Raw genomic sequence first — 10,691 nt, 5'->3', positions numbered from 1 at the left:
TCCTCGAAACTGGCTTCATGCTCAAATGATAGATCGCCAAGCAACAAGCTCCAATACCGTTTCCGCCTTTCCCGCCAGCCTCCAAGCTGGCGGCGCGCTGAGTTGCATAGCAACTCGTAAGTGCGCCCTTATCAACTCAATCGCTACGCTCTTTCGTCGCTCGGTGTGGCGCTTGCGGCAAGGTCGATGCGATGAACTGAGGCCCTGATTGTGCTGCAAAGCTGCCAAAAATTCAAGGTAGCGCATAATCGTGTTTGGTGACGCTGCTTGCATCGGATAGACTTCGGCTCAAATGGGAGTGCAGACCGATGGCAACCCACATTCTCCAAGTAAGTCGCTGATTTCGCTGTCGTAATCGTGATATTTCGCATATAAATCATGGCGTTGACGGCTGCGAGGGGCGCGTTTCATGGATCACCTGGAGGGTGCGGGCTTGGCGCGGGGAGATCGGGTTGATTTCGACCGCCGTGTGCGTCTGGAGTTCCGTGGTGCGCAGATCAGTTCAGACGGTGGCCTGCTGGTGATGCGCGAGCTTGATGACGTGCTCGGCCTGTCCAATCTGGCGTCGGAGGCGCTGCGAGACAGCCGCACCGGGAAGAACACGCTCCATCGGCTTGACGGATTGTTCCGGCAATCGGTGTTCGGACGACTGGCCGGATACGAGGATGTGAACGATGCCGACCGCTTGGCCCTCGATCCCGTGATGCGTCAGGTCGTTGGCGGCAGGGCCGTCGAGGCGCAAGCTGCTTCGGCATCGCAGATGGGACGGTTCGAGACCGAGACGCTGGCTCTGGCCGCGAACCGGGCGGCGCTGGCCGATCTGAACGGCCAATGGATCGACCGGTTTCATGACCGCAACGGGTTGAAATACATCGTGCTGGACATGGACAGCTCGGTCAGCCCCACCCACGGCGATCAGGAAGGTGCTGCCTGGAACGGGCATTTCGACTGCACCTGCTATCACCCCATCTTCTTGTTCAACCAGTTTGGCATGCTGGAGCGCTGCGCCCTGCGTAACGGCAATGTCCACAGCGCCGATGGCTGGCGGGATGTCCTTGATCCCGTCATTGCCCGATATGCTGGCCGCGACCTTGGTGGACGCTTCTTCCGGGCCGACGCTGCCTACGCGATCCCCGCGATCTATATGCGGCTGGAAGAAGCCAGGTTCTTCTACGCCATCCGTCTGCCCGCCAACGCCGTCTTGCGCGAGAAGATCGCGCATCGGCTGACACGGCCCGTGGGACGGCCTTCGCTGACCAAGGTCAAACGGTTCTTCGAGGACTTCGAGTATCAGGCGGCGTCCTGGGACAAGCCGCGCCGCGTCATCGCCAAGATCGAATGGCATCCGGGCGAGCTGTTCCCCAAAGTCGGCTTCATCGTCACCAACCTGCCGATGGAGCCAGACTGGGTGGTGAGGTTCTACAACCAGCGCGGCACCGCAGAGCAGCACATCAAGGAAGGCAAATATGCCTTTCGCTGGACGCGGCTGTCATGCCGGAAGTTCCGGCACAACGAGGTGCGGCTGCAACTGCACGCGCTGGCCTACAACCTGGCAACCTTCCTGCGCTGCATCGAACTGCCCGAGGCCATGGCGGACTGGTCGTTGACCAGCCTGCAACTCAAGCTGATCAAGATCGGCGCCCGCGTCGTCCGCCACGCCCGCGCCATTACCTTCCAGTTGGCCGAGGTCGCCGTCACCGGCCCGATGGTGCGGGCCGTCCTTGCCGCCATCCGCCGTCTTCGAACGCCTCCGTCATGCGCATGACCACGATCCATGCCCAAGCTGAACGAAAGCGGCAGGACAGGTCCGTCTGCCGCGCGGAAAAGCGGCTCTGCCGGGCCAGAATGCTGCGGGTTCGAGGCTTGATCCACCCGACTTCGGCCGTTTGCGCGACGACAGACACCGCTCGGGGCGAAAAACGCTTGCCCAGCGAGCAAAATCAGGCGATCTTGAAGTCAAGCGGCAGGCCACTTGGGGAATGTCGGATCCCTGTATTCTGCAAGGATACAGCACAGGAAGCATAGGACAAATAGTGACCCTAAATGCCATCGCATTCGACGCCTACGGAACGCTATTCGATGTCTATTCGGTCAGTTCCGAAGCCGAAGACCTTATGCCCGGAAAGGGCGCGAAGCTGGCAACTATCTGGCGCGACAAGCAAATTGAGTATACCCGCCTGCGCAACATGTGCGACAAATACGAAGACTTCTGGCGTGTGACAGGCGACGCGCTTGATTATGCCTGTGCTGCACTTGATGTAGAACTGCCCCTTAGTTCACGAGATCGCCTGCTGGGGAAATACTCCGAGCTTTCGGCCTTTCCCGAGAACGCTGCGCAATTGCAGCGCCTAAAGGACGCCGGGATAACACTTTCGATCTTGTCGAACGGAACACCTCGGATGCTTGATCAAGCCGTGAAAGCCTCTGGGCTTAGTGGATACTTCGAGCATGTCTTGAGCGTCGATTCAGTCAAACGTTTCAAGACAGCGCCGGAAGCTTACCAAATGGGACCAGATACATTTGACTGTGATGCGAGTGAGATACTGTTTGTGTCTTCGAACTGCTGGGACATTTGTGGAGCGACCTGGTTCGGCTACCGCACCTTCTGGCTCAATCGTCATGGGCTTCCACTCGAACGCCTTGGCGTCAGGCCGCACTGCATTGGCTCGTCGATGCAAGATGCGGCGGACTATGCTCTCGAATTGGTCTAGGATCAGGATCGGTGCACCCGGCCCGTGTGACTTTGGGACTGCGGATGAGCAATCTACTAGGCTTGTCGCTAAATGGACTTTGGGCTTGATAGGCTGTCTCAGGCGGCGCTCATCGCATAGTTCGGAAACCTATTGATTACCCGAGCCTTCGCCGTGACCGTGACGTCACCATAGTTGTCACCCGCAGTCTTCCCGACATGACCGCAGATCGCATCCAGCACTCGGTCAGATGATCCCAGTTCCCGTCCAACTGTCTTGAACCGATGCCTCCAACCGTGGCTTGGGCTTACGCCGGCCGGAACAATCTTGAGAGACCCGAGCCAAGTGCTTTGAAGTCCTCGCTACTTCCGGCCCTGAGCGGACGGTCAGCCTAGCCCCGTGCCGCATAGCCGCATGCTCCGAAGCAGGCACTGGGCATAGCTGCAGCATTCCTGCGCCGCGGACGACTGCTGTGCGGACGAAGCCGACGGCAATAGACAGCGCCGGAACACTTGCGTTGCTGATCGACGGCGATAATGCCACCCCGAAAATCATAACCGGGCTGCTGGCTGAGATCGCCAACTATGGCACCGCCAGCGTCAAGCGCATCTATGGCGATTGGACCAAGCCGAACCTCAACGGCTGGAAAGAGTGCCTGCTGGAACACTCGATTCAGCCGGTCCAGCAATTCGCCTATACGACCGGGAAGAACGCAACGGACGGCGCGATGATTATCGACGCGATGGACTTGCTCTATACCGGCCGCTTCTCCGGTTTCTGCATCGTCTCAAGTGATAGCGACTTTGCCCGCCTGGCCGCGCGCATCCGTGAGCAAGGCGTCATCGTCTATGGGTTCGGGGAGCGCAAGACGCCCCGCCCCTTCATCACCGCTTGCGACAAGTTCGTCTATTTCGACGTGCTCAACACGGCCGGGGAACAGAAGGAAGCGGAAGCCGTCACCGCGCCTAAAGCGGCCGCCGCCAAGCCTGCACCGGCGAAAGCGGCACTCGATCGCGCTGCCCTCGACATGCTGGCGAAAGCTGTCACCGCCTCGGCCGACGAAGACGGCCGCGCCAATCTGGCCCGCGTCGGCGCGCACCTGGCGAAACAATCGCCGGATTTCGACGCCCGTAACTATGGCTTTCCCCGCCTCTCCGATCTGGTCGAGGCGTCGGGCATTGTCGAGGTCGAGCGCATTGGCGAAAATCCGAAAATTATCATGGTTCGCCTCAAGGGCGGGCCAACCCCTCGCCCCGCTAGATAGAAGGAAACGACACATGGCGCGCAAGACGATCGAACAGCGGTTGGCCGAGCTGGATGCGCAGCGCGCCACGCTCAAGGCCCGGCTCGGCAAACAGGAGCGCGCCAACGATACCCGCCGCAAGGTGCTGCTCGGCGCGCTCGTTCTGCATCGCCTCGAAAGCGGCAAGGATGAGGAATTTTCCCGACGCCTCCGCGAATGGCTCAAGCGCGAGCTGCCCGACTTCCTGACGCGCCCTGGCGATAAGGAACTCTTTGCCGATCTGATCGCCAACGCGCCGGCCAGGGAGACAACAGACAGCGCCGGGGGGGCCGCCTCATGAATCAGGCGACGTTAGCCTGGGCCGCGTTCAAGAACATGATGCGGCAGGCTGCGCGTGATCCGCTATGGGCGTTCCTATCCCTGCTCGCCCTGCCCTTCCGCATCTGGAAACCGCTTCTCGGGCTTCTGTTCATCCTCATCATAACCCTGTTCGTGGTCGGCTTCGGCGGCCGGTTCTTCCTCGAACAAATGGGCTTCGGCCCCGGCTCGGTTCCCTTCATCGCGCTCGATCTCGTCACGCTGCTGGTGCTGGCCGCGATCACCTTCCGGCTCGTCACCAATCCGCTGATTATCCATTTCGGGGATATGGACGGCGAAACCCACGGCTCGGCCCGCTTCGCCACCGACAAGGAAACCGCCGCCCTTGCCCGCGCCGATTCCGGCCTGCTGATCGGCCGCGACGGCAAAACGGGAAAGCTCCTGCGCTATGACGGCCCGGCCCACCTGCTGACGATGGCCCCGACGCGCACCGGCAAAGGGGTGGGAACCATCATCCCTAACCTGCTCACGGCCGACCGCTCCGTGATCTGCATCGACCCCAAGGGCGAAAATGCCAAGATCGCCGGCCACGCCCGCCAGACCTTCGGCCCGGTCCACGTCCTCGACCCCTTCGGCGTCACCGGCCAGCCCTCGGCCGCCTTCAATCCTCTCGACCAGCTCGACCCGGCCGGCCTCGATGTCGCGGAAGATGCAAGCACCTTGGCCGACGCCCTCGTGTTCGATGAACCGGGCATGGCCGGCGAGGCGCATTGGAACGAGGAAGCCAAGGCGCTCATTGCCGGCCTGATCCTCCATATTGCCGCCAGCGAGCCGCGCGACAGGCGAAACCTCGCTACCCTGCGCGAAGCTCTCACCCTCGCCCCTGAAGCCTTCGCGGCGCTCCTGAAGGACATGCAGGCGTCAACGGCCGCCGGCGGCCTGATCGCCCGCGCCGCAAACCGCCACCTCGGCAAATCCGACCGGGAAGCGGCCGGCGTCCTCTCGGCCGCGCAGCGCCATACCCATTTCCTCGACAGCCCCCGCATGGTCGCGGTCCTCGGCCGATCCGATTTCCGCTTTGCCAATCTCAAGCGCCGCAACGCCTCGGTGTTCCTCGTCCTGCCGCCCGATCGCCTCGCCACCTATTCCCGCTGGCTGCGTCTGCTCGTCGCGCAAAGCCTGACCGACATGGCGCGCGACCCCGCCAAGCCGGCCGTGCCGGTCCTCTACCTGCTGGATGAGTTCGCCGCCCTCGGCCACCTCGCCCCCGTCGAGCGCGCAATGGGCCTCATGGCCGGCTATGGCGTCCAGCTCTGGCCGATCCTGCAAGACGTTCACCAGCTCCGCGCCACCTACGGGCAACGCGCCGGAACCTTCCTGTCAAACGCCGGCGTCCTACAGGTGTTCGGTGTCAACGATCACGACAGCGCCCGCCTCGTCTCCGATCTGCTCGGGCAGGAAACCGTGGTGTTCCAGACCATGAGCCGGGCGCTCGATTCCGAAAAATCCGGCCTCTCCTATGGCGAGCAACACACGGCCCGGCCGCTGCTGACCCCCGATGAGGTCCGCAACCTGCCGCAGCATGTCGAATTGCTGTTCCTCGCCGGGCAACGGCCGATCGTCGCCGGCAAGCTCGCCTATTACGCCGATGCAGAATTCCGGGGGCTGTTCGACCAAGCATAAAGGATGAAACCATGACCGACACCGATGCGCCCGAATGGCCCGATCCCGCCGACAAGGCCCATGCCGTTGAACAGGCCAAGCAGCTCCGTGACCAGGCCGCCAAGGGCGGCTTGCGGTTTGAAGCCTATCTGCCGCCGTCGCTGGCCCTGTGGCTGCTCGATCTGATCGAACAGGACACGTTCCTTGATCCGTCCGAAGCCGTGTTCGTGATCCTGGGCGAGCATAAGGAGCTGGCACCCCATGCCGATCTGCGCCGGGAACTACTCAAGCGCCGCATACAGGTGGCGGCCGATGATTCCCGACCGGGTATTTCGATGGAAGAAATGAAAGCCCTACTGCGCGAAAAGCGCGAAGCCCCCCTGCCCGAGCCGGCCAGATGGGAAAAGCGGTCCCGGCGCTGACGCACCGGGGCTTCTCTCTTGCGGCCCTCCGGTCACTTCGGCGCTATGTGGGAGCGCGTTCCCTCCGGGCCGGGGCCGGCTGCTCGCCGGCATCGCTCAACCAGGCCACACCCGCGACGCTAGCCCCCGGCCGTCCCGCTCTCATCATCTAGGGCCGTAGGGACGGCCGGGGGCGGGATGCAGGCAGACAACTTGCCAAATTGCTTGTTTGCCAACTTGCCAGCAATCAGGCAATCGCCTCAAGGCCCCTTTTCTGAATAACGGTCAGCAGCCGCAGCGCCGGGCCGCCGGGCTTCTTCACCCCACGTTCCCAATCTGACACCAGCCCCTTACTCACGTTGAGATAGCGGGCAAAGACAGGCTGCGAGATACGCTCACGCTCACGAATAGAACGGATTTCCTCGGGGGTCAGCGGCTCAACGGTTGTCAGACACCCCTCGTCAAATTCGCGCATCGTCTGCTTGTCGATCGCGCCGGACTCATAGAAGCCTTCCATCATCTCATGGACGGCCGCCAGAGCTTCACTCTTGTAAGTCTTGCTCATCGCAATTCACCTCGAACATTCGACCCGCAGCAACTTCCGCGTCCATCTGCGCATCTGCAAACCCCAAGACCAGCTTTGCGGCCTTCTTCAAGTAGGCTTCTTCCGCATCATCAAGGTTCGCCATATCGCTCTTGGCAAACCCGAACGCGAAAACCGCCCTCGTCTCCGCGCGGAAGAAAACCAGCGTTCGGAAGCCGCCAGACTTTCCAGCGCCGGGCCGCGCTACTCGTTGCTTGATAAGGCCGGCCCCTAGATCGGCGTCGATCTGGCCGCGCTCAGCCCGCTCTACAGCCTCACAAAGCATCGCGTCAGAGATTTTCTCCTTTCGGGCAAACTTGTGAAACCGGCTGTTTTTGAAAACCCTCACGCGACTTCCTCGCCCCTGAATGTATGACACATAGCGTTACACTTCAAGGCCCTTACCGCATCGCCGCTTTGCTGGCAATCAAGCACTATGTTTTGCCAGCAAGTCAGCAAGCGCCTCGCGCATGAGGTCTTCAATGGAGCGGTCGGTGTCGGCTGACAGCCGCTTAACCCGGCGATGTTCCTCCGGCTCGACCACGACCGTCACCCGCTTCATTCCGGCCCGCGTGGCGGCATGGTAACGCTTACCCTCGGCACGATCCGGGGTCGGCGCGGGGGCGGATTCCGCGATAGGCGCAACAGGCGGCGTGGTCTGCGCGCCCACGGCCTTCATGCTCGCGGCTAAACTCGGTCTTTTCGACATGGTTTTATCCCATCAAACTGCCAGTTTGCCAGCAATACCATTATGCCTTATTGCTGGCAATACAGCTTGCCGTCAAATCAGCAATTGGCCTCTAAGCCAGGTCAGCAATTCGGACACTTCCTCGCTGGCTTTGCCGGCCGGCTCATACTCCGGAGCGGTTTTGCCGGCCGTGAGCGCATGTCCGAAAGCCGCCCGCTGCTGGAAGGCGACGGGGGCAACCTCCAAGCCGTGAACCTGAACGGCTTCCCGCGCATCGGCCAGAAGCTGCGTGGCACGCGGCGGCACGGCGTTCAAAACGACAAAGGCCGGCTTTTGGGCGAGTTTCACCAGCTCGGCCGTGCTTCCGATCGCGCGAAGATCGAGGATTCCGGCTCGGCACGGGATCAACACCATGTCGGACGATCGCGTTGCCGCCATTGCGGCCGCTTCCGAGTGCGGCGCGGTGTCGATCACGACCAGCTCGGCCCCGCCATCGGTCGCGGCCTGCAAGCCTTGCGGCAAACGAGTGTGAGGAAGCGCGACGACAACCGGGGCCTCACCTTGTCGGCTATCGCCCCATCCGGCGGCGCTTGCCTGGGGGTCAAGGTCGATGATAGCGGCGGGAAGCCCGGCCGCCTCGGCGGCCGTAGCAAGGTGCAAGGCGAGGGTGGTTTTTCCAGCCCCGCCTTTTTGGCTGACTATGGCGATTGTTTTCATATTGCTGGCATAGCAGCAAACCGCATTGACGGCAAGAATTTTTGCTTAAATGCCTTATTGCTGGCAATACAGCAAATATTAAGCCCCGCCCTTGCCCCTCGCTCCCTCTCGAAAGCCCGTAGGACGGTTGCCGCCGGCGCGAACGTGGCGGTTTTGCTGTGAGGGTGCCGCCTCCCGATCCGCCTTATACGCGGATCGGAACCGCCGCAGGGCTGCGCAAGCAGCCCGAACAGCGGCGACCGCTTATGTTTGCCCTCTTAGATAAAGATCAGATGGGGATTCAGTCTGGTTATCGGACTCACGTTTCATCACACTCTTTGCCAGCATCACGAGGGCCTTACCGAGCGGGCTATCGCCGGTGTCGAGCTGCGTCCGCTCATCGAGGGGCAGGGTGGTCTTGTAGGCGTCGATTGCCTCGCTCCATGCCTGCTGATCCTGTCCATGATCAGCAGGCGGGGGCGGGGCCTTGCCGAACCTGCCGAGAAACTGACGGGCCTTTTCCGGCAAGGACAGGCGATAGGCGTTGCTCGTCTGCTGGACCTGTGGGCCGCGCCCCTCGTTGCCGGTCGGCTCGTAGCGCCGCAGCCAGTCGATGAAACCATGCGCCCGCAGGTTCTTCAGCGCCCGCACGATCGTATCGCGCGACCGGCCTAGCCGATCCATGATCGTGGTGATTGACGGCTCTAACCGGCCGGTGCGGAAGTCTATGAGATTGACGAACAGCCGCAGCACGTCGAGCGCCACCGATCCTAGCGGGCCGCTTCGCTCGCCCTTCTCGTGCAAGCCGGCCTCATTGTAGATTTCGGCCGCCTTCAAGATTGCCTGAACGTCCTTGCGCGTCGTCGGCCGCCATATCCGGCCCTCCGATCGGCCCCGGATATGACTATGCCGGCGAACTGGCGTCGGGCATCGCTCGGCCGGGGGCATGACCAGGCCAAGCCCGGCCTGTCCCGATCCCCGCCACGCCTCGCGGCGCTCATGGGCGAGCGTGGAGAGCTGCCCGGCGTCTTCCTCGGTGAGCTGGCCGGCGCTGTAGCGCGTCCATACCTCCCGCATGATCTCATCAAGCGCGCTTGCGCGCGCGCAGCCGATCGCGGCCGCGATCTGCGTCCTCAACATGCCTGTCGTCCTTCCATTTGAAGGACATGACGGCGCGGACGGCAGGCACGGCTTTCCTGTTTCCGCAAGAATCAATCTTGCGGATTGGAGTGCTGTAGCGTAGATAAGGGGAGAGCTTTGGCCCCGTCTCTACGGTGTGTCTGACGGCCTACAAAAACGCTCGACCGTTGGCGCGGTCGGGCGTTTTGCCGTTATGTCCCTTGCTTCGCTTCGATATAGAGCCTCAATGCTTCCTCGATGATCGGCGCGCGGCCAAGCACGCCCCGCTGCTCCTTGATCTTGTCGATTTGGGCGAGAAGATCAGTCGGAACATACGTGGTCAGCGCGATACGGCCGGCCGCAAGCTGCCGCGCCCGATGGGCGGCAACGTCCTTCCGAATCCTTTCCGAGTCGCGCTTCATTCTTAGCAGTAAGGACGAACTCGCCCGATTCTGCAATCCCTTGCGGAAGGAACCGCGAAAGGCACTACTTCTAGGGCCGGCAACTAAACGTGGTTACGTCAATGCGTATTCACGTCAATGCGTTCTCAAGCGCCCGGTAGAGCGTGGCACGATGCACGCCCAAGAGCCGGGCGACTTCCGCCACCGGCTTCTTGTCGTCATGGATAAGCTGGCGGGCATGGGCGATCTGCTCGGCCGACAGGGCAGGGGAGGGGCCGAACTTCACGCCTCGGGCTTTCGCCGCGATCCGGCCGGCGCTCGTGCGCTCCACGATCAAGCTGCGCTCGAAATCCGCGATGCCGGCGAACACGGTCAACACCATGCGCCCCGCCGGCGTCGTGGTATCGGCCCACGGCTCGGCCAGCGAACGCAGGCCAGCGCCGGCCTCCTTGATCCGCTCCGCGATCGCCAGAAGGTCGCCGGTCGATCGGGCGAGGCGGTCTAGCCTGGTGATCGTCACCACGTCGCCGGCACGCAGATGGTCGAGCATCCGCGCCAGCTCGGGCCGATCCCGCTTCGCCCCGGAAGCCTTTTCCTCGAAGATGCGGACGCAGCCGGCCGCACCCAGGGCGGCCCGCTGCGCATCGAGGTCCTGGCCGCGAGTCGAAACGCGGGCATAGCCGATGAACACGCGGCCGGCGTCGGAATCTGGTCGGCTGCTCACGGCTTCCCCCTGTCGCAAATCATGTCGCAAGTTTTCTACCACTTGCGACAAAGACATGCGACACGAAAAGCCCTGATTTTCCGGGGGCGGCCGATCTGTTGCAGGTTTTAGGATTTCCGCGACAGATGGAGCCTTGGGGTAAGTAACGGCCTCAAAGCTCAGTCGG

Annotated in this window: 13 protein-coding genes; 6 read left to right on the top strand and 7 right to left on the bottom strand. The window is 62.2% G+C overall.

Annotated features, from left to right (window positions below):
- Positions 1–409 precede the first annotated feature (409 nt).
- The 6 genes from CEV33_RS00985 (at position 410) to CEV33_RS00960 (ending at position 6,335) form a co-directional block, all read left to right on the top strand.
- A complete protein-coding gene (locus CEV33_RS00985) occupies positions 410–1,765 on the top strand; it encodes an IS1380-like element ISPme1 family transposase (RefSeq protein WP_012112698.1) in 1,356 nt (451 codons plus the stop codon).
- Positions 1,766–2,033: 268 nt separating this feature from the next.
- On the top strand, positions 2,034–2,711 hold the full coding sequence (locus tag CEV33_RS00980; RefSeq protein WP_030539240.1) for a haloacid dehalogenase type II: 678 nt from the start codon (positions 2,034–2,036) through the stop codon (positions 2,709–2,711).
- Between the two features lie 496 nt (positions 2,712–3,207).
- Positions 3,208–3,954, top strand: a complete 747-nt coding sequence (locus CEV33_RS00975; protein ID WP_235818326.1) for an NYN domain-containing protein — start codon at positions 3,208–3,210, stop codon at positions 3,952–3,954.
- Positions 3,955–3,967: 13 nt separating this feature from the next.
- Positions 3,968–4,273, top strand: a complete 306-nt coding sequence (locus tag CEV33_RS00970) for a hypothetical protein (RefSeq protein ID WP_030092368.1) — start codon at positions 3,968–3,970, stop codon at positions 4,271–4,273.
- Positions 4,270–5,934 (top strand): type IV secretory system conjugative DNA transfer family protein, encoded by a 1,665-nt coding sequence (locus tag CEV33_RS00965; RefSeq protein WP_030092367.1) that lies wholly within the window; start codon positions 4,270–4,272, stop codon positions 5,932–5,934. Before CEV33_RS00970 ends, CEV33_RS00965 begins: the two co-directional genes overlap by 4 nt.
- A gap of 11 nt (positions 5,935–5,945) precedes the next feature.
- Positions 5,946–6,335 carry a hypothetical protein gene (locus CEV33_RS00960; RefSeq protein ID WP_030092366.1) on the top strand — a complete coding sequence of 130 codons (390 nt, stop codon included), beginning with the start codon at positions 5,946–5,948 and terminating at the stop codon, positions 6,333–6,335.
- 226 nt (positions 6,336–6,561) lie between these two features.
- Here the strand turns inward: CEV33_RS00960 and CEV33_RS00955 are convergent, their stop codons facing one another.
- From CEV33_RS00955 to CEV33_RS00925, 7 genes are all read right to left on the bottom strand, one after another.
- Entirely contained in the window at positions 6,562–6,879 is a 318-nt protein-coding gene (locus tag CEV33_RS00955; RefSeq protein ID WP_024899700.1) for a helix-turn-helix domain-containing protein, read from the bottom strand.
- Positions 6,857–7,246, bottom strand: coding sequence for a type II toxin-antitoxin system RelE/ParE family toxin (locus tag CEV33_RS00950; protein WP_019200205.1), 390 nt, complete (start codon positions 7,244–7,246; stop codon positions 6,857–6,859). The genes CEV33_RS00955 and CEV33_RS00950 overlap by 23 nt, the downstream gene beginning before the upstream one ends.
- A gap of 78 nt (positions 7,247–7,324) precedes the next feature.
- Positions 7,325–7,606: a ribbon-helix-helix domain-containing protein gene (locus tag CEV33_RS00945; RefSeq protein WP_037506114.1), complete on the bottom strand. Its 282-nt coding sequence runs from the start codon at positions 7,604–7,606 to the stop codon at positions 7,325–7,327.
- Between the two features lie 72 nt (positions 7,607–7,678).
- On the bottom strand, positions 7,679–8,302 hold the full coding sequence (locus CEV33_RS00940) for a nucleotide-binding protein (RefSeq protein WP_030092365.1): 624 nt from the start codon (positions 8,300–8,302) through the stop codon (positions 7,679–7,681).
- Between the two features lie 243 nt (positions 8,303–8,545).
- On the bottom strand, positions 8,546–9,421 hold the full coding sequence (locus CEV33_RS00935; protein ID WP_030092364.1) for a helix-turn-helix domain-containing protein: 876 nt from the start codon (positions 9,419–9,421) through the stop codon (positions 8,546–8,548).
- Between the two features lie 191 nt (positions 9,422–9,612).
- Positions 9,613–9,822, bottom strand: coding sequence for a ribbon-helix-helix protein, CopG family (locus tag CEV33_RS00930; protein ID WP_024899703.1), 210 nt, complete (start codon positions 9,820–9,822; stop codon positions 9,613–9,615).
- A gap of 109 nt (positions 9,823–9,931) precedes the next feature.
- Positions 9,932–10,691: recombinase family protein (locus tag CEV33_RS00925; protein WP_456236560.1), on the bottom strand; the 760-nt coding region annotated here is incomplete at its 5' end.

This window comes from Brucella grignonensis, from assembly GCF_002252505.1.
Taxonomy (GTDB): Bacteria; Pseudomonadota; Alphaproteobacteria; order Rhizobiales; family Rhizobiaceae; genus Brucella; species Brucella grignonensis.
The sequence above is the reverse complement of the archived record's forward strand: the minus strand, read 5'-3'. Positions and strand labels throughout refer to the sequence as shown.

Excerpts from the sequence above, each read along its gene's own strand:
- CEV33_RS00970 (WP_030092368.1), top strand. The coding sequence starts at position 3,968 with ATGGCGCGCAAGACGATCGAACAGCGGTTGGCCGAGCTGGATGCGCAG.
- CEV33_RS00965 (WP_030092367.1), top strand. The coding sequence starts at position 4,270 with ATGAATCAGGCGACGTTAGCCTGGGCCGCGTTCAAGAACATGATGCGG.
- CEV33_RS00955 (WP_024899700.1), bottom strand. The coding sequence starts at position 6,879 with ATGAGCAAGACTTACAAGAGTGAAGCTCTGGCGGCCGTCCATGAGATG.
- CEV33_RS00930 (WP_024899703.1), bottom strand. The coding sequence starts at position 9,822 with ATGAAGCGCGACTCGGAAAGGATTCGGAAGGACGTTGCCGCCCATCGG.
- CEV33_RS00940 (WP_030092365.1), bottom strand. The coding sequence starts at position 8,302 with ATGAAAACAATCGCCATAGTCAGCCAAAAAGGCGGGGCTGGAAAAACC.
- CEV33_RS00960 (WP_030092366.1), top strand. The coding sequence starts at position 5,946 with ATGACCGACACCGATGCGCCCGAATGGCCCGATCCCGCCGACAAGGCC.
- CEV33_RS00935 (WP_030092364.1), bottom strand. The coding sequence starts at position 9,421 with ATGTTGAGGACGCAGATCGCGGCCGCGATCGGCTGCGCGCGCGCAAGC.
- CEV33_RS00945 (WP_037506114.1), bottom strand. The coding sequence starts at position 7,606 with ATGTCGAAAAGACCGAGTTTAGCCGCGAGCATGAAGGCCGTGGGCGCG.
- CEV33_RS00985 (WP_012112698.1), top strand. The coding sequence starts at position 410 with ATGGATCACCTGGAGGGTGCGGGCTTGGCGCGGGGAGATCGGGTTGAT.